Source organism: Ralstonia sp. 1B3 (assembly GCF_036631435.1).
The window spans coordinates 23,495-42,087 of the sequence record NZ_JAPNUG010000017.1; the positions used below are offsets into that span (position 1 = coordinate 23,495).

At 65.7% G+C, this 18,593-nt stretch carries 14 protein-coding genes and 4 pseudogenes; 10 read left to right on the forward strand and 8 right to left on the reverse strand.

Annotation, left to right across the window (positions count from 1 at the left end; all coding sequences use genetic code 11):
* The first annotated feature begins 175 nt into the window (after nucleotides 1–175).
* The 6 genes from OWR21_RS04900 (at nucleotide 176) to OWR21_RS04925 (ending at nucleotide 3,305) form a co-directional block, all read left to right on the forward strand.
* Entirely contained in the window at nucleotides 176–403 is a 228-nt protein-coding gene (locus tag OWR21_RS04900) for a hypothetical protein (RefSeq protein WP_332394706.1), read from the forward strand.
* 32 nt (nucleotides 404–435) lie between these two features.
* Nucleotides 436–558: a DUF2795 domain-containing protein gene (locus tag OWR21_RS04905; RefSeq protein WP_442968599.1), complete on the forward strand. Its 123-nt coding sequence runs from the start codon at nucleotides 436–438 to the stop codon at nucleotides 556–558.
* Between the two features lie 26 nt (nucleotides 559–584).
* Complete coding sequence (locus OWR21_RS04910; protein WP_332394707.1) at nucleotides 585–1,124, forward strand: DUF4142 domain-containing protein; 540 nt, start codon at nucleotides 585–587, stop codon at nucleotides 1,122–1,124.
* A 34-nt stretch (nucleotides 1,125–1,158) separates the two neighbouring features.
* The gene (locus OWR21_RS04915) at nucleotides 1,159–1,365 is read left to right on the forward strand and encodes a hypothetical protein (RefSeq protein WP_147218680.1); all 207 of its coding nucleotides are present in this window, start codon (nucleotides 1,159–1,161) and stop codon (nucleotides 1,363–1,365) included.
* Between the two features lie 246 nt (nucleotides 1,366–1,611).
* A complete protein-coding gene (locus OWR21_RS04920) occupies nucleotides 1,612–3,123 on the forward strand; it encodes an S-layer protein (protein ID WP_332394708.1) in 1,512 nt (503 codons plus the stop codon).
* Nucleotides 3,120–3,305, forward strand: a complete 186-nt coding sequence (locus tag OWR21_RS04925; RefSeq protein WP_332394709.1) for a hypothetical protein — start codon at nucleotides 3,120–3,122, stop codon at nucleotides 3,303–3,305. The genes OWR21_RS04920 and OWR21_RS04925 overlap by 4 nt, the downstream gene beginning before the upstream one ends.
* A 135-nt stretch (nucleotides 3,306–3,440) precedes the next feature.
* Here OWR21_RS04925 and OWR21_RS12570 read toward each other — a convergent pair.
* Nucleotides 3,441–3,677: pseudogene (locus OWR21_RS12570) on the reverse strand (sensor histidine kinase); the annotation flags it as partial.
* Nucleotides 3,678–3,808: 131 nt separating this feature from the next.
* Between OWR21_RS12570 and OWR21_RS04935 the strand changes: the two are divergent.
* Both OWR21_RS04935 and OWR21_RS04940 read left to right on the forward strand, forming a co-directional pair.
* Entirely contained in the window at nucleotides 3,809–4,243 is a 435-nt protein-coding gene (locus OWR21_RS04935; protein WP_316900711.1) for a PaaI family thioesterase, read from the forward strand.
* Between the two features lie 22 nt (nucleotides 4,244–4,265).
* On the forward strand, nucleotides 4,266–4,865 hold the full coding sequence (locus tag OWR21_RS04940; RefSeq protein ID WP_316900713.1) for a hydrolase: 600 nt from the start codon (nucleotides 4,266–4,268) through the stop codon (nucleotides 4,863–4,865).
* A 19-nt stretch (nucleotides 4,866–4,884) separates the two neighbouring features.
* Here the strand turns inward: OWR21_RS04940 and OWR21_RS04945 are convergent, their stop codons facing one another.
* Nucleotides 4,885–5,730, reverse strand: a complete 846-nt coding sequence (locus OWR21_RS04945; protein WP_316875274.1) for a helix-turn-helix transcriptional regulator — start codon at nucleotides 5,728–5,730, stop codon at nucleotides 4,885–4,887.
* A 124-nt stretch (nucleotides 5,731–5,854) separates the two neighbouring features.
* Between OWR21_RS04945 and OWR21_RS04950 the strand changes: the two genes are divergently transcribed.
* On the forward strand, nucleotides 5,855–7,390 hold the full coding sequence (locus tag OWR21_RS04950; protein ID WP_332394711.1) for an MFS transporter: 1,536 nt from the start codon (nucleotides 5,855–5,857) through the stop codon (nucleotides 7,388–7,390).
* Between the two features lie 64 nt (nucleotides 7,391–7,454).
* Nucleotides 7,455–8,233 (forward strand): annotated as a pseudogene (locus tag OWR21_RS04955) (aquaporin).
* A gap of 9 nt (nucleotides 8,234–8,242) precedes the next feature.
* On the opposite strand, the gene OWR21_RS04960 reads toward OWR21_RS04955, so the two are convergent.
* The 6 genes and pseudogenes from OWR21_RS04960 to kdpB all read right to left on the reverse strand — a co-directional run bounded on the left by OWR21_RS04960 (nucleotide 8,243) and on the right by kdpB (nucleotide 18,547).
* Complete coding sequence (locus OWR21_RS04960; protein ID WP_332394712.1) at nucleotides 8,243–8,890, reverse strand: response regulator transcription factor; 648 nt, start codon at nucleotides 8,888–8,890, stop codon at nucleotides 8,243–8,245.
* 242 nt (nucleotides 8,891–9,132) lie between these two features.
* Entirely contained in the window at nucleotides 9,133–10,347 is a 1,215-nt protein-coding gene (locus OWR21_RS04965; RefSeq protein WP_332394713.1) for an EAL domain-containing response regulator, read from the reverse strand.
* 936 nt (nucleotides 10,348–11,283) lie between these two features.
* A complete protein-coding gene (locus OWR21_RS04970; RefSeq protein WP_316889058.1) occupies nucleotides 11,284–12,090 on the reverse strand; it encodes a MetQ/NlpA family ABC transporter substrate-binding protein in 807 nt (268 codons plus the stop codon).
* 66 nt (nucleotides 12,091–12,156) lie between these two features.
* A pseudogene (locus tag OWR21_RS04975) lies at nucleotides 12,157–15,035 on the reverse strand (DUF4118 domain-containing protein).
* A gap of 650 nt (nucleotides 15,036–15,685) precedes the next feature.
* A complete protein-coding gene (kdpC, locus tag OWR21_RS04980; RefSeq protein ID WP_102064076.1) occupies nucleotides 15,686–16,309 on the reverse strand; it encodes a potassium-transporting ATPase subunit KdpC in 624 nt (207 codons plus the stop codon).
* A 15-nt stretch (nucleotides 16,310–16,324) separates the two neighbouring features.
* Nucleotides 16,325–18,547 (reverse strand): annotated as a pseudogene (gene kdpB, locus OWR21_RS04985) (potassium-transporting ATPase subunit KdpB).
* Nucleotides 18,548–18,593: the final 46 nt, after the last annotated feature.

The following is an 18,593-nucleotide window of genomic DNA, read 5'->3' on the forward strand; positions in this document are numbered from 1 at the left end:
CGCCAGAGTTGCCGTAGCACGCACTGAAGCAGGATGTCGGGCCTACGTAACTAAGCTGTCGCCCACTCACTCCGCTCCCCCGACCACCGCCCGCAGGCATGTTCGCTGCTGCAAAACGGTCGTGGGCCGCGCCATTTCCGGCAGCGGCCCGATTAACCCGACCAGCGGAGGTGTCATGAAACCCACTCGCGACAAGAGCAAGCACGCGTCGCATTCGAAATCGACGTCGCAGAGCAAACGCAGCAGCGCATCGGCCAAGGAGCGTGGCGGACACGCCAGCCAGGGCAGCGCAGGCAAGTCGTCCGAACGTGCCGGTGCCAAGTCGCACGAGCGCGGCGCGCATGGCGGGGCAGCAGCGGCGAACACGCAACGCATTCGCCGATCGGCATCCAGAAGGCCCTGAAGGGCGCGTCGTACCCCGCCAAGAAGCAAGAGCTGCTGAAAACCGCGCAGGCCAACGGCGCGGATGACAGCACGCTGAAAACGTTGCGCGACATGCCCGACGACGAGTACGACACGCCGGCCGCGGTTTCGAAGGCCGTCAGCAACGAAAAGTGATGCGCACTCGCGCAGGAGGATCACCCATGAACAGATCGACACAGCATATCGGTGCACGGCGCGTCGCCGCGTTGTTCTTGGCAGGGGCGCTGGGCTTTGGCGGAGCGATCGGCGTGGCACGGGCAGCAGCGGACAAGTCCGACACGACGTTCGTTACCAAGGCCGCGGCCTCGGGCATGCTCGAAGTGCAGGCCAGCCAGGTTGCGATTACGCGCGCGAGCAACCCCGACGTGCGCGCCTTCGCACAACGGATGGTGAAGGACCACACCACCGCAGGCGACGAACTCAAGACCCTGGCCGGCAAGAAGGGCATTACGGTGCCCGATAGCCTGCCCGCAGACGAACGCGCCAAGGTCGACAAGCTCAGTGCGCTTGAAGGCGCGAAGTTCGACAAGGCCTACGCCGACGAGGTGGGGGTGAAGGCGCACAAGGAGGCAGTTTCCTTGTTCGACAAGGCCTCGAAGGATGCGAAGGACCCCGACATCAAGGCGTTCTTCTCACACAACCTGCCGGCGCTGCGCGAGCACTTGCAGATGGCGGAACAGCTGAAACCCGCGGTGAAATAACGCGGCCGCCGCAACATCACTGACAGAGGTGACCATGAATAGCCGACACCAGAAGGGCGCCGGGCACGCCTCCGGCGACGATACGTTTCTGACCGATGTGTCGGAAACCGATGCCGAAGGCACGACGGTGCGCGAAGCGGAAGTCCGCGAGCGCGACATGTCAGAGGTCGGCGGGCGCAAATCGCACCACCAGCCCGCCGGCGAGGAAGAGCGCGATACGTCCGCCAAGGACGCCCCTTGACGCCAAACCCGCAGCCCGTTGAACGCGGCCCCTTTTTAGGGGCCGTTTTCTTTGCGCACTGTTTGCGTCCGGCGCCGGCTCGCTTAGGGCCGATCAGCTTCTGTTTTCACACCGGTTCGTCACTAAAACGTCATGGTTTGTCGCCAAGATTCGGCCGCGCAAACGTTTTAGTTCTGCATGAGCCGCCCACACGCATGGGTGGCCGGAGGCGTTTGCCCGACCTCATCGAATCGACAGGAAACCACAATGCTTTCGACCAAGAAGACGCTGCTCGCCATTGCAGTACCGGCATGCCTGACCCTCGGCCTGTACGCGTGCGGCGGCAGTGACGACCCCGCGCCCACGGGCACCGCAGGTACCTCGCCGGCACCGACAACCCCCACCACACCGACAGAGCCAGCCAAGCCGCAAGGCATGTGGACCACGGGCGACCTGCACGTGCACACGGCGGAGTCCGTCGATGCCGTCACGCCCCTGTCGACGGTGCTCGACCACGCGTTCGACCTGAGCGGCCTCGACTGGATGGCCGTATCGAACCACCTGCGTCCGTCGCCGCGCGACGCCACCGGCGCCACGCTGGTCGGCGGCTCCATTGCGGCATCGGCCGGCATCGCCAAGTACGAGATGCCCGCCATTGCGCAGGCGCAGGCGGCAGGCAAGTACGCGGGCAAGCTGATCTTCTCCGCCGCCGAGTGGGACATGCCGACGCACGACCACCTGAACGTGGGCATCTTCGAAGGCACCGACAAGCTGCAGACGTCGGCCAAGGGCCTGAACAAGTTCGAGTACTTCTTCACGCAGCAGTCCGCATCGCTGTTCGACCCGAACGATGTGACCGCATGGCAGCAGGAAGGCCCGCGCGCCGGCACGACACACACCGACGTGGTCAACGCCTTCAAGTGGCTCAAGACGAATTACCCGAACACCAGCTACGGCCTGATCAACCACCCGTCGCGCAACCCGGGCAAGTACACGGTGGCGGATTTCCGCGAGTTCAACGACACGGCGCCCGACATCATGTTCGGCATCGAAGGCATGGTCGGCAACCAGATGGAACCCGATCGCGGCGGCTATACCAGCGCCTATATCGACGCCAACCTGAAGAACCGCACCTACGGCGGCGTCGACTACGTGGTCGCGCAAGTCGGCGGCGTCTGGGATGCGCTGCTCGGCGAGGGCCGCCGCATCTGGAACTTTGCCGATTCCGACCACCACTTTGAAGTGGACGCCACGCAGCAGTTCAGCAGCGGCTACTACCCCGGCGAATACGCCAAGACCTATATCTGGCTGCCGGGCACCAGCCCCGACCTGAAGACGCTGCTGGCCGCCATGCGCTCGGGCAAATCGTTCGCCGTGTTCGGCGACCTCATCAACGCGCTGGACTTCCGTGCTGGCACCGCGGCCACATCTGCCGACATGGGTGGCACGCTCACGGCCAAGGCCGGCGACAAGGTGACGATCACCATCCGCTTCAAGAGCCCCGATCACAACAACTATGAGTACCCGCTCGGCAGCGGCTTCAAGGTCAACATGCGGCCGGTGGTCGATCATGTCGACCTGATTGCCGGCGACGTGACCGGCAAGGCCGCGTCGGGCACACCGGCCTATGCAAAGGACACCAACGACTCCACCAAGGTCATCGCCACGTTCACCAAGGCCGACTGGAAGGTCGACGCCGACGGCTACAACACCGTCACGTACACCTACACGGCCGCCAAGAACCAGTACTTCGCCTGCGCGGCACCAACCTCGGCATGAACGTGTCGGGCGAGACCAGCAACGGCAATCCGCTCCCCGACCAGAAGACCGTGGTGACGGAAAACGCCGCGCGCTTCAACGCCATCAACGATCGCAACTACAACGATCTGTGGTTCTACTCGAACCCGGTGTTCGTGTCGGTGCAACAAGCGCCGCAGCCGTCAGGCAGGCGCGGTGACTGACGCTGCGGCGGGTGCGCTGGTGCGCCGCAGCCACACCGTCACCGCCCGCCCGAAGCTGCCTGGGTCTGCGTGCCTTCCAGGCGCGTGAAGCGCTCCAACACGCGTGTGTACGCCTCGGGCGGAATGCCGGGGCCGTTGTCGATGCGTATCGAGAATCGCCAGCGGCGTGCGCATCTGGTGCGCGGCATGGGCAATGAAGCGCTTCTGCGTGAGCGCGTTGTCGGCAATGCGCCGCTGGTACTGGTTGAACGCGCCGGCAATCGGCTGCAGTTCGTGCTGCCGGCCGTCGGGGTCGAGCGGCGCAAGGTCGGTGGGCGCGCGCGCAAACACATTGCCGGCCAGCCGTAAGAGCGGCCGCAGTTCCACCGGCAGGGTCTACCCGCATTGGGACGTGTGCAGGGGCGGGGGTTGTTGCGCTGGGCAATGCAACGTATTGCAGCCCTGGCAATCGGCCTCGCGGTAGAGTGTCGAGTCGCCCCATCTCAACTCCACCGATCCCTCCCATGCATCCGTCCCAAATGACCGGCCTGCAATTGCTGCAGGCCATGTCGCACGGCGAGCTGCCGCGCGCGTCCATCAGCGAAACCATCCCGATGACGATGGATTCCATCGAAGCGGGCACCGTGCACTTCACCGCCCAGGCCGACAAGCGCCACCTCAATCCGCTCGGCGGCGTGCACGGCGGCTTTGCGGCGACGGTGCTCGATTCCGTAACAGGCTGCGCCGTGCATTCGATGCTGGAAGCGGGCGTCGGCTACGGCACGGTCGACCTGAACGTGAAGATGGTGAAGGCCGTGCCGGTGGATACACCGCTGGTGGCCCTTGGGCGCGTGCTGCATGTCTCGCGCACGATCGGCGTGTCGGAGGGCACGCTCAAGACGCAGGACGGCACATTGCTGGCGCATGCCACGGCAACGTGCGTCATCCGCCGTCCGTAAATCGAATTGACCTGGAGCACTGATGTCTGAACCGCTGCAAACCCTCTCTGCCCTGTCTGCGAAGACCACCGCGCTGGTGCTGATCGACCTGCAACGCGGCATCCTGCCGTTCGCGCAAGGGCCGCATACGGCCGAGCAGGTATTGGGCGCGTCCGCCAGGCTCGCCAGGCGCTTTCGCGAGCTGGGGGCGCCCGTGGTGCTGGTGCGCGTAGGTTGGGCGGCCGACTACGCCGACGCGCCGCGCCAGCCCGTCGACCGCCCCACGCCCACACAGCCCGGCGGCCTGCCGGCGCAATGGTGGGAACAGCCCGCCGAGCTGGAAGTCGCAGCCACCGATATCCAGATCACCAAGCGCCAGTGGGGCGCGTTCTACGGCACCGAACTGGATCTGCAGCTGCGCCGTCGCGGCATCACCACAATCGTGCTGGGCGGCATCTCGACGCATGTGGGCGTGGAATCGACCGCGCGCGCCGCGTGGGAGCACGGCTACGCGCTGGTGCTGGCCGAAGATGCGATGAGTTCGAACGATGCGGCGATGCATCGTTCGTCGGTGGAAAACGTGTTCCCGCGACTGGGCCGTGTGCGCGACACCGACACCATCCTGGCGGCGCTGACGGCCTGAACGCTGACGGCCTGAACGTTCAAGCGCCGTCCTCGACCGGCACGTACAGCACCATGCGCAGGCGCGGGTCTTCCATCACCGGCAGGCCGATGTAGTCGTAGCGGACGACCTTGCCGCCGGGCGTGCGGATCAGCTTGTGCTCCGCGCGCTGGGCGCGCACTTCGTGCTGGCGCCACCAGGTATCGAACTCGCGGCTGCTGGTGCGCAGCCGGTCGACCAGCGCCACGAGCACCGGGTCGTCTGCGTGCGGGTCGTACACCGCGCGAAACTTTGCCAGCATGCGGCGCGCCTCGTTTTCCCACTCGACAAAACGCTCGCGCGCATTGGCGTACAGAAACATGTAGACCAGGGAGTTGCGGTCTTCCGCCGGCATCGTGCCGAAATCCATGAAGAGCTGCGAGGTCGCCTCGTTCCAGCACAGCAGCTCGGTGCGGTAGCTGCGCACGTGAGCGGGCAGGACCATGCCGGCAACGGCGCGGCGCAAGACGTCGGGCACCGCTTCGGCGGGTGGGCGCCCCGCCGGTCCAGCTGCGGCGCCCGTCAAGACCGATTCCGCGCGCGCCAGACCACGCATGTGCGCGCGTTCATCCGCAGACAGCTTCAGCGCCCGCCCGATCGCTTCGATGGTCGCCACCGAGGGCCGCACGTCGCGCCCCTGCTCGATGCGCACATACCAATCGATGCTGATGTTGGCGAGCTGCGCGACTTCTTCCCGGCGCAGCCCGGCGGTGCGGCGGCGCCCGCTGCCCTCGGGCAGCCCCACATCCTGCGGACGCAGATGGCTGCGGCGGCTGCGCAGGAATTCGCCCAGCTCGTTGCGCGGCGCGGCAGGGAAGGGGGCAAGGTCGGCGGTGAAATCGTCCATGGCGGTATTACACACGCTGGCATGTGCAAGTGGGAGGGACAAGCTAATCCTAGGTTAATCCTAGCTCTGCATCGAATCGGCTCGCGCACCTACGCTGCGTTCATCCCTCTTTCCGGAGCCGATCGTGACCCACGTTTCTTCTGCTTCTTCCGTATCCGAACCGCGCCGCTGGCTCGCCTTCGGTGTGATGGTGACGGCGCAATTCATGTTCATCGTCGATGCGTTCATCGCCAATGTGGCAATCCCGAGCATCCGCACGAGCCTGCATGCCACGCCCGCACAACTGGAGGCCGTGCTGGCGGTGTACCAGCTTGGCTACGCGATTCTGCTCATTACCGGCGGCCGCCTGGGCGACCTGTTCGGGCGCAGGCGCGTGTTCCTGCTGGGCCTCGTCGCCTTTACCGCCACTTCGGCCGGCTGCGGGCTGGCGGGCAGTGCTGCGGCGCTGATTGCATGGCGTTTTGCGCAAGGCCTGTCGGCCGCGATGATGGTGCCCCAAGTGCTGGCGAGCGTGCAGGCGCTCTTTGCCGGCGCGGAGCGTGACCGCGCGCTATCGATCTTCGGCCTGGTGATGGGCACCGGCGGTGCGGCCGGGCTGCTGGTAGGCGGCGCGCTCACCAGCGCGGATATCGCCGGACTCGGCTGGCGCTCGGCCTTCCTGATCAACGTGCCGGTCGGGTTGACCGCCGCGCTGCTCGGCTGGCGCTGGATTCCACGCCCGAGCGCCGACGCAGCGAAGGTACATCTCGATACCGCCGGCGTGGCGTGGATGGCCGTCAGCGTGGCGGCCGTGCTCGTGCCGCTGCTGTTCGGCCGTGAACTGCACTGGCCGGTGTGGACGCTGGCACTGCTTGCCGTGGGCGTACTGGGCATGGCGACATTCCAGCAGCTTGAAGCGCGGGTCGACCGCGCCGGTGGTACGCCGCTGCTGCCGCCCACCTTGCTGCAGCATCGCGCCTTCATGACGGGGATGACCGCGTCAGCGCTGCACTACATCGGGATGATGGCGTTCTTCCTCGTGCTGACGCTGTATCTGCAAAACGGGCGGCAGCTGTCTGCGGTGCGCATGGGCGTTGCCATCCTGCCGCTGGCCATCACCTTTCTCATCACGTCGCGGGTGGCGAATGCGCTGGTGCGGCGCCATGGCGTCCGCGCGTTGTTGTCGGGCCTTGGGCTGATGGCGCTGGGGCTGGTGGCGCTGCTGTCGGGTTTCGGCACGGCGTGGGCGCACCCCGCCACGCCAAGCATGATGCGCATCGGCATTGCGGTGGCGCTGTACGGCGCCGGGCAAGGCCTGGTCGTCGTCCCGCTGATCGGCCTGGTGCTGACCGGCGTGGCACGTACGCAGGCCGGCGCAGCGGCTGGGCTGCTGATTACGGCGCAGCAATTGGCGGGCGCCCTGGGCGTCGCCTGCATCGGCGGGCTGTATTTCACCTTGCCGCTGGCGGCGGTGCCATCGGCATGGCGCACGGCACGATGGCCGGATGCATCGCCATGTTGGCGGCGCTCGGCGCGGCTGCGGTGGGTTTCGCGCGGCTCGGGGCGCAGCAACGGCAACTGGCGTCCGCCGGCGCGGCCAGCCCGGCCTGAGCAGCACCCTCACATCACTTCCACGATTCGATACCCGGGCGCGCGACACAAGCGCGCCCGGGTGCATTGATCGGCCCCGGCGGACATTCCACACTCCCGCGCGATGCGCTTGGCATCGCCCGCCTTCTTTCCGCATGGCCACTGTTTCCCACCTTCGCACCGCGGCCTCGGCCCCGTCCGCCGCTCCATCGCTGGCCCGCCGCATCGTCGCGGAGGCGCTCGGTACGGCCTTGCTGATTGCGGTGGTCATCGGCACGGGCATCCACGCAAGCCGGCTCTCCGGTGGCGATGCCACGTGGACGCTGCTGGCGCAGTCGCTCGCTGGCGGCGCCGGTCTGCTGGCGCTGCTGACGGTGTTCGCGCCAGTGTCGGGGCGCACCTGAACCCGGCGGTCACGCTGTCGGCGTTGCTGCGGGGCGGTCTGCGGGGGCATGAGGCGCTGGCCTATCTGGCTGCACAGGCCATGGGCGCCGTGCTCGGTGTGGCCGCCGCGCACGCCATGTTCGGCATGCCGGCGTGGGCGCCGGGCACGCATGCCGCCACCGGGCCCGCATTGTGGTGGAGCGAAGCACTGGCAACGTTCGGGCTGATCGGCGCGGGCATCGCATGCGGGCGTCACGCGCCGAAGCAATTGCCGCTGGTGGTGGCTGCCTATATCGCGGCGGGGTACTGGTTCACGTCGTCGTCATCGGTGGCCAATCCGGCGCTGGCCCTTGCCTGCGCGCTGACCGACGGCCCCTCCGGCATCCGCCCCGGCGATGTCCCTGGCTACATGCTGGCGCAGCTGGTCGGCGCGCTGCTGGCAACGCCGTTGTTCAACTGGCTGATGGGTGTGGACCCGGCACCCGCGCAGGCATCCGGCACCGCCATCGCAACGGCGCAAGCCGTGCCGATGCAGCGCCCGGCCAGCTGAGGCTGGCGCTCAGCCGCGCGCGATCAGCCCGCTGGCGCGGGCGTATTGAAAGAGGTCGATCTCGCGCGCCAAGCCCAGCTTGCGCAGCGCCATGGCCTTCTGCGTGCTGACAGTCTTCACGCTCGAACCGAGCATGAGCGCAATGTCGGACACGGCCGTGCCAGCCGCATACAGGCGAAGCACTTCGCGCTCGCGTGCGCTCAGCCGCTCGGACGCATCCCGTTCGTTGGACCCGAGACCCGTGTCTTCCAGGATGCGCGGGCTGTCATAGCGCACGCCGCGCGCGGCCGCCATGACGGCGTGCCCGGCATGCACGAAATCATCGTTCTTGCTGACGATGCCTGCCACGCCAATCTGCCGCATGGCGCGCAGCAGCGCCGGGTTGTGGACCATCGTGCAGACGACGATGCCGCACTTGGGATGCTGCTTGCGCAGGCGCGCCAGCAGTTGCATGCCGTCGAAGGCCGGTTCGCCACCGAGGTTGTAGTCCGTCACGATGACGTTGCAGTCGACGGACGTAAGCACCTGCATCAGCTCGCGCCCATCGTGTGCCTGTGCGACGACCTGCTGCTGTGGAAACTGCCCAATGGCCGCCGCCAGCCCCATGAGGATCACCGGATGATCGTCCGCCAGCACGATCGAGAGGACAGGGCACATGTGCACGCCGTCAGGCCAGGCGCGTCACCGGGGAGGACTTGGCCGGCGTGACGAGCAACAGGATGGGAGAGATCGGAGCCGTCATGGAAGTCAGGAGCGCCGCGGAAAGGAGCCGGTACCTTACTCACCGGATATGCCCTTCGGGATCAGACTTTTCTTACTTTGGCGCCGCGTAACCTTTCGGGGCAGAAGCTGCTTCTATCTGGGTTGAGAGAAACTGAATGACCCTGCAGCGTTCGCGCTTACGCAGCCGCCTGCACGTGCGCAAGAAACGCGGTGACAGACAGCGGGGCCGCCCACAGATAGCCCTGCCCGGTGGTACAACCCAGCGCGCGCAGCGTCTGGCGCTGCGGTTCAGTTTCCACCCCTTCGGCAATGCACTCGAGATGCAGCGTGCGCGCCAGCTCGATCATCGTGCGGCAGATCACGCCGCGCTGGCTGGTCTGGTCTACCGCGGCTGTAAATGACCGGTCGATTTTCAGAATGGTGAAGGGCAGATCGGCCAGCAGCTTGAGCGTGGCAATGCCCACGCCAAAATCGTCGATGGCCAGCGGATGGCCCAGCAGGCGCAAGCGGTTGAGCGCGATGGTGAGCTGCGCCGCGTCGTGCACCGGCGAGTCTTCCGTCAGCTCGATCGCGATGGCGGCGGGCGCAATGCGCGCCTCGCGCACGATGGCTTCGATACGGTCGACGGTGCCGGCCCGGCTCAGCGTCTGCGCAGACGCATTCACACCAATCGAAACGGGATACGCATGCGCGGCCAGCGCGTGCTGCACGCGCACACAATGCTCCAGCACATGGAAGAACAGGCCATCAGCCAACCCGAGCGCCTCCAGGCGGGGCACGAACGCGGCAGGCGACACGCGCCCATGCACCGGGTGCATCCAGCGGCAGAGCGCCTCGGCGCCCGCAATCTGGTTGCTGGCCAGATCGTGCTGGGGTTGGAAGACGACTTCGATCTGCTCGGGCGTTTCGTGGATGAGCGCGGCCAGCTCGTCGTCGGAAAACTGCGGAAAGCCAGCCGTTGCGGCAGGCGGCCGGTCTCGCTCCCGGGCGGCGGCTTCTTCGAGCAGCGGCAGCACGTGTGCCGGGCGCAGCGGCTTCTGCACGCCGTGGGTGCGCGTCAGCCCGATCGCATCGGCCAGGCTGACGTGCGACTCCACGATCGGCGCATCCAACCCGCTGACCCACGCCCACACGGGCGCCTGCCGCGGAAAGACGCGGCCGCCGCGCAGGTGCATCTGCTCCATCAGTTCGGGGCCGTTCATGCCGGGCATGTCGATGTCGCACAGCACGAGATCGACGTGGCAGAGCTGAAGGAGGTAGAGCGCCTCGCGGCCGTCGCAGGCCGTCAGGATCTGCTGCACGCCCAGCGTATGGAGCAGTTGCCGGGCCGCGGCCCGTTGCACCGGATGGTCGTCCACCACCAGCACGGCGAGTTGCGCGAAACCTTCCATCGGCCAATCCTTGTTGTTGTAGGGATGGGGGCGAGGCGCATCGCTTGCGCTGTGTGACGCCGCCGTCAGCCGCCATTGAAGCACCGGCCGGCGGCCTTGTCAGGCGAAGTCCGTGCGCGGCGTCGGAAAACAAAGCCCGCGCAGCTTTTCAACTGCGCGGGCCTTGAGCGATTCCCCCAACCTTTTGAGCTTCCGGCGCCGGTGTCGACGGCGTCGGGATGGAGGAAATCGTGCCCGAAAAAAATGAAGCCCGCAACAGGGGCGGGCTCAAAAGGGGGAGTGCTCTCTAAAGAGAGAGCAAGGTGAAGTTTAGTGAAGGGAGGGCAGTCAGACTGTCCGGGGTTGGCCGAAAGGCTTGTAGGACAAAAACTGACGATATTTCGCGATGTTAGCCACACAAAGCAGGCGGTTGCGCGCACATTCGCGGCGGCGGCGTGATTCAAACAGCGCTTCGGTTCTTTTCCGCCGACATGCGCGTCAGTCGTTGAAGTGAGACTCGAAGCGCACGATTGAAAATTCCTCGCTCGTTGCTAGCGGGCAACGCCGCCGAGCAAAACGCGCAGAAAAATTGAGAATTCAGGGTAGCCGGAACCGGCTGAGATGCAAGGCGACCAGAAGAACAGAAAAAGCCGCGCGCCAAAGAAAAAAGCCCGAGCACCAGGTGCTCGGGCCACAATCCACCAAGGAGGGTGGAGGAGACAGTTCCTACTATAGCGAATCGTTTGTTGCGTTGCAATAACGTAGAACTACTTAATGTAACGAGAGGCTACAAGCGTTGCCGCGGCGCCACGTGTGACGAAAACGATTGCATCTGTCACACGATGACGCATCGCAACAAAACGCTGTGGCACAGCGGAAACCCGCTCCGGCTTCCGAGATGCCACACTTCAACATCGACGCATCCGCGAAAGTAACCGCTGACTTAGCGTCCGCTGCTTAAAACGCCGGCAGGATCGCGCCCTTGAACTGCGTGTCGATGAACTTGCGCACGTCTTCCGATTGATAGGCGTGCACCAGCGTCTTCACCCACGGCTGGTTCTTGTCTTTTTCACGCACGGCGATCAGGTTGGCGTAGGGCCCCTGGCGATCTTCCAGTGCGATGGCGTCCTTGGCCGGTGTCAGGCCGTTCTTGACCGCGTAGTCGGTGTTGATCGAAGCGGCGTCCAGATCATCCAGCGAGCGCGGCAGCTGCGCTGAATCCAGCTCGATCAGCTTGATCTTCTTCGGGTTCTCCACCACGTCACGCGGTGTCGCATTGTTGCCGTTCGTGCCGGCGCCCGCCTTGAGCTTGATCACGCCCGCCTTCTGCAGCAGAAGCAGCGCACGGTTGCCGTTGGACGGATCGTTCTGGATGCCGACCTTGGCGCCTTCCTTGAGCTGCGCGAGCGACTTGATCTTCTTGGAGTAAAAACCCATCGGCGCCACGTAGGTCAGGCCCACGTTGACGATCTTGTAGCCGCGCGCCTTGATCTGGCTGTCGAGGAAGGGCTGATGCTGGAAACCGTTGGCGTCCAGGTCACCCGAATCGAGCGCGGGGTTGGGCTGGGCGTAGTCGTTGAACTCGATGATCTTGACGTCCAGGCCGTCCTTCTTGGCGACCTTCTGAACGACTTCCCAGATTTGCGCATCGGGGCCGCTCATGGTGCCGAGCTTGATCTGCTTGGTGTCGGCGTTGGCGGCAGTGGCAACGGCAAAGGCGATGGCCGGTACGGCCACGCGCGCAAGGCGGGAGAACAGAGACATGGAGAAACCTCGTGGATCTTGTCGTGAATGAAATCGCCCGCGGGTAGCGGGCGTGTGACGATCCTGTCATAGCGGCGACCGTAACCGAACGACTTTTTCGGCATGTCCATATGCCCAAGAACGGTGCAACCAGGCGATGGGCTCGGCGTCCTCCACAGGCGGCGGCTCGGCGGCGGGCAGGGCGACGACGAAGCACGCGCCGCCATCGGCCGGCGCCTCCACCCAGATGCGGCCGTGATGCGCGCTGACGATCGCCTCGCACACCGCCAGGCCCAGGCCGACGCCGGTGGTGGCCGATTCCTTTTCGCCGCGGGTGAACTTCTCGAAGATGGTGCGCACCGAACCGGCGGGCACACCCGGCCCGTGGTCGCGCACCCGCAGGCGCAGTTCGTTGCCGCGTGCTTCGTCATGGACAAGTTCGCCCGAGACGCGGACCTCGGTACCGGCCGGCGCAAACTTGCCGGCGTTCTCCAGCAGGTTCGACAGCACGCGCTCCATCAACGGCCCATCGCAGCGGATGAGCGGCAAGGCTGCGAGGTGATCCACCACCACACGATGATCGGGTAGCGGGTTCGCCTGCAGCGCGGCGCCCACCAGCTCCTCGATCGATTGCCACTCGAGCCGCAGCTTGACGTCCTGGTTCTGCAGGCGCGCCATGTCGAGCAGGTTGGTGACCATCGTGCGCATGCGCTGCGCCTGCTGGCCGATGGCGGCTGCAGCTTCGGCCTGCAGCGGGGCAAGGGCGGCTGCGCGCGCAGCAGCGTCTCGGCCATCCCCACCAGGCCCGTGAGCGGCGTGCGCAAGTCGTGCGACACGGCGGCCAGCAGCGAATTGCGCAGCCGCTCCGATTCAATCCGCACCAGCGCATCGCGGGCCACTTCCACGTAATGCACACGCTCGATGGCGATGGCGATGAGCGTGGCGCAGGCGTCGATCTGGCGGCGGTTGTCGGGCTGGGCGAGCACCTGGAAGGTTTCGGGCTCCACGGCGAGCACACCGCGAATCGCCATCGGCGCCTTCAGGGGCAGATACAGCACCGAGCCCGACGGCAGCGTATGCGTGCCCGTACCGGCAGGCTGGCCATGCTGATACGTCCAATCGGCCAGCACGCGGTCAAGGTTGGGCATGCCGGACGGCGCATCGGTGCTGCCTTCCGGCTTGGCAATCTGCGGCGCGCCCAGCCGCCCATCGAGCCCGACGAAGAAGAACGCACAGCGCCCGCCAAACGTTGCGTTGACGAAGCGCCCGCCGATGCTGACGATCTGGTCCAGCGTGAGCGCGGCAGACAACTCCCGTGCGGCCTCATACAGCGCATGTGCCGACGCCTCGCGCTGCACCGCGACCTGGGCTTGTTCACGCAGGCCGGCCGTCAACTGGCCCACCAGCATGCCCACGGCCAGCATCACCGCAAACGTCAGCAGATACTGCACGTCGCTCACGGCAAAGGAAAAACGTGGCGGCACGAAAAAGAAATCGAACAGCGCCACCGACAGCACCGACGCCAGCGCCGCCGGCCCGCGCCCATGGCGCATCGCCACCGCCACCACAGCCGCCAGGAAGACCATGACGATGTTGGCCAGATCGAACACCGGCCGCACAAGGCTGGACAGCGCCGTCGCCACGCCCACATACACACACGCGGCCACGTACGCCGGCTTGATCCAGCCGGCCTGTGCATCGGCCGCACGCTGCGCCTCGCTGCGCACGTCGGCACGGCCAATGTCTGCTGCGCGCGGCGGCAGCTGGATATGCGCCGGGTCCGCCGCCGTGCGGATCACGTCGACCTCGGGGCAGTGCCGTGCCAACGCTTCAGCAAAGTCGCCGCTGGGCAACCGGCGCTCCAGCCCGATCGCCAACCGCAGCGCCACGACGATGGCCCGCGCCGATCGCCAGCGCTTCTCCGGCGGCCGCCCGATCACCGCCTTGGTGATGTTGTGGCGGCGGATATAACCGGTGATCGCCTCGACGGCGTTGGTGCCGGCCAGCGTCTCCACGCGCGCGCCTGCGTCTTCGGCCAGCTTGAGCAACGCATGCAGACGTTCGGCGCGTGCATCGGCGGCGCGCAGATGCGGCATCACCACGGCCACGGCATGCCAGTCGCACTCCAGCTGCGCGGCCAGGCGTGCAGCGCTGCGGATGACCTGTTCGCCATCGCCCTGCGGGTCCAGGCACGCGACGACGGTTTCGCGCGTGCGCCAGACGTTTTCAATACGACGCGCGCGGCGATAGGCCTGCACGTCATCGTCGACGCGATCGGCGGTGCGGCGCAGGGCGAGTTCGCGCAGCGCAATGAGGTTGCCCTTGCGGAAGAAATTGCGCGCGGCGTGCTGCGCCTGCTCCGGCATGTAGACCTTGCCCTCGGCCAGGCGGCGCAGCAGTTCATCGGCGGGCAGGTCGACGAGGATGACTTCGTTGGCCGCATCGAACACCGCATCCGGCACGGTTTCCCACACGCGGATGCCGGTGATGCTGCCGACGGCCTCGTTCAGGCTGTCGAGATGCTGGACGTTGACGGTGGTCCAGACGTCGATGCCGGCGGCAAGCAGGTCTTCAATGTCCTGCCAGCGCTTGGGGTGGCGCGAGCCTGCCACGTTGGAGTGGGCAAGCTCGTCGACGAGGATCAGCACGGGCCGGCGCGCCAGTGCGGCATCCAGATCGAACTCGGGCAACGTGCGGCCTTTGTATTCGACTTGGCGGGTGGGGAGGTGCTCAAGGTCTGCGACCAGCGCGGCGGTTTCGGCGCGGCCGTGGGTTTCGACCAGGCCGATGATGGCGTCGATGCCGGCGGCGCGGGCGGCCTTTGCTGCGGCCAGCATCGCGTAGGTTTTGCCTACGCCGGCCGAGGCGCCGAAATAGATGCGGAGTTTGCCGCGGGCGGACTGCTCTTGGCCGGATTGGAGTTCGGCTAGGAGTTGGTCGGGGTTCGGGCGCGCGGCTTCTTGCATGTTGTGTATTTTGGGTTTTTGGGACTTGGTGGTCTATCCCCTGTTTCATCCCCTGCCGGGGCTGACTCACTTTCTTTGTCTTGCCAAAGAAAGTAAGCAAAGAAAGGCGCGCCCGAGATGGCAACCCTCCTTGAATTTATGTCGCAGGGAGGGGAAGGGAAAAACTCGCTTCGCTCAGACAGTTTCCCTTCCTTTTTCCTCCCTGCAACAGAAATTCAAGGCGCCATCTAGGGCAGGGTACGGCCACACCGTCGAAGCACAAGCGCAGTAGTGGGAGCACAGCAAGGCGCAAGGCAAGGCAGTAAGACCCGGTGGAGATAGCGAGCGAAGCGAAGCAGCACACCGCAACAAACGAAATGCCGACAGGACCCGCACACCACTGGTTTGGCCTTTGACGTTCCTGCCCTTGATGGCGCCTTGAATTTCTGTAAGCGGGCGGATAAAGGAAGGAGGCCTGTCTGAGCGAAGCGAGTTTGCCTCCTTCCCCGCACGGTTACAGAAATTCAAGGAGGGGGTCGCCATCTCGGGCGCGCCTTTCTTTTGCTTACTTTTCTTTGGCAAGACAAAGAAAAGTGAGTCGGTCCCGGCAGGGAACGAAAGGGGGATGGACCACCAACATCAAACCCAGCAGTCCACAAAACCCCAACCCCTCACTTCAAATCATCCAACGCCAAATTCAGCTCCAACACATTGACGGTAGGCTCGCCAAACACCCCAAGCACCGGCCCCTTGGTGTTCTCAGCCACAGCCTTCTTCACCAGGTCAGCGGAGAGATGCCGCGCCCGCGCCACGCGCTCCACCTGATACGCCGCAGCCGCCGGACTGATCTCCGGGTCCAGCCCACTCGCAGAAGCCGTGACAAGATCAGCAGGAATCGGCGCGGCATTCCCAGGGTCCGCTTCCTTCAGGGCAGCAATGCGCGCCTTCGCCGCCTCCGTCAACGCAGGGTTGCTCGGCCCAAGGTTGGAGCCACCCGAAGCCTGCGCGTTATACGGATTCGGCGCAGTCGCCGAGATCCGCCCCCAGAAATACTCCGGGGTATCAAAGTTCTGCCCGATCAACGAAGACCCGACCGCCTTGCCGCCACGCTCGATGATCGAGCCCCCGGCCTGCGCCGGAAACAGCGCCTTGCCCACGCCCGTCACCACCACCGGATACAGCACCCCCGTAATGAGCGACAGCCCGACGAACACCACCAGCGCCGCACGCAGCAGCCCACCTTGTTGCGGCACATCGGCCTGAACAGGTTGACGCGCTTGAGTTGTGGTTGCCATGAATGCACTCCTTCCTTAAACCCAGCCCATCGCGGCCAGGAACATGTCGATGATCTTGATGCCCGGGAAGGGCAGCAGCAGGCCGCCCAGGCCGTAGATCAAGAGATTGCGGCGCAGCAGCGCGGCGGCTCCCAGCGCGCGGTACTTCACGCCTTTCAATGCCAGCGGAATCAGGAACACGATGATCAGCGCGTTGAAGATCACGGCGCTCATCACGGCTGATGCCGGCGTTGCCAGGTGCATCACGTTCAGCGCGGCCAACTGCGGATACGTCGTCGCAAACGCCGCCGGGATGATGGCGAAGTACTTCGCCACATCGTTGGCGATCGAGAACGTGGTGAGCGAGCCGCGCGTCATCAGCATCTGCTTGCCGATCTCGACAATCTGGATCAGCTTGGTCGGGCTGGAATCCAGGTCGACCATGTTGCCGGCCTCCTTGGCGGCCTGCGTGCCGCTGTTCATGGCGACGGCCACGTCGGCCTGTGCCAGCGCGGGGCATCGTTGGTGCCGTCGCCGGTCATGGCAACGAGGCGGCCCTGCGCCTGCTGTTCGCGGATCAGCGCCAGCTTGGTCTCGGGCGTGGCTTCGGCAATGAAGTCGTCGACGCCGGCTTCAGCGGCGATGGACGCAGCGGTCAGGCGGTTGTCGCCGGTGATCATCACCGTCTTGATGCCCATTTGGCGCAGCTCGGCAAAGCGCTCGCGGATGCCGGCCTTCACGATGTCCTTCAGTTCCACCACGCCGAGCACGCGGTCGTTGTCGGACACCACCAGCGGCGTACCGCCCTGGCGCGCAACATCATCGACCGCCGTCGACACGGCATCGGGAAACTTGCCGGCCAACAGCGTCACATGCGTGCGAATCGCATCGGCCGCGCCCTTGCGGATCTGGCGGGCGTCGGCTGCATGGGCGACGTTGATACCGCTCATGCGCGTTTGCGCAGAGAAGGCAACGTACACCGGCTGCGTCTTCGCCAGCGCGGCTTCATCGATGGACGCCTCGCCCAGGTTGCGCGCGAGCGTGACGATGCTGCGGCCCTCGGGCGTTTCATCGGCCAGCGACGACAGCCATGCGGCCTCGGCCAACTGCTTGGCCGTCACACCCGGCGCGGGAATGAAGCGCGACGCCTGGCGGTTGCCGTGCGTGATCGTGCCGGTCTTGTCGAGCAGCAGCACATCCACGTCACCGGCCGCTTCCACGGCGCGGCCCGAGGTGGCGATCACGTTGGCCTGCATCATGCGGCTCATGCCCGCCACGCCAATGGCGGAGAGCAGTCCGCCGATGGTGGTCGGGATCAGACACACCAGCAGCGCGACAAGCACGGTGATCGTGATCGGCGAGCCGGCCTTCATCGCGTCCACCGAGAAGATCGAGTACGGCAGCAGCGTGACGGTCGCCAACATCAGGATGATGGTCAGGCTCACCAGCAGGATCGTCAGCGCCAGCTCGTTGGGCGTCTTCTGGCGCTTGGCGCCTTCCACCATCGAGATCATCCGATCGAGGAAGCTCTCGCCGGGGTTGGCGGTGATGCGCACGATGATCCAGTCCGACAGCACGCGCGTGCCGCCCGTCACGGACGAGAAATCCCCGCCCGATTCGCGGATGACCGGCGCCGATTCGCCCGTGATGGCGCTTTCGTCCACCGAGGCCACGCCTTCGATGACCTCGCCGTCGCCGGGCACCATGTCGCCGGCTTCGATGAGCACGATGTCGCCACGGCGCAGCGCGGTTGCGGCGCGTGCTTCGACGCGGTCTCTGCGATGCGGGTCTGCCAGCACCTTGGCCTGCACCGTGGTCTTGATGCCGCGCAGCGATGCGGCCTGCTGCTTGCTGCGGCCCTCGGCCAGCGCTTCGGCAAAGTTGGCGAACAACACCGTGAACCACAGCCACACCGACACGGCGAGGATGAAGCCCGCCGGCGCTTCGGCCTGGCCGCGCAGCGCCATCCCCCACAGGATCGTGGTGAGGATGCTGCCGACGTAGACGACAAACATCACCGGGTTCTTGGCCTGCGCGCGCGGCGACAGCTTGCGGAAGCTGTCGACAATGGCGGGCTTGACCAGCGCCGACGAGAACATCGACAGCTTGCGCACATCCTTGGCGGACAGCGTGGTGTGCGTCGTATGCGTGCTGCGCCTGCGGCTCGGCCGCTGCAGCAGTACCAGTACCGGCGCTCGGCTCAAGCTTGTGCTTGACCGTACGTACAGCCGGTTCGGATTCGGGATAACGGATAGCCATAAGGCACCTGTTGATATTGAGTGGACTACGCGCCGTGGAACCTGCT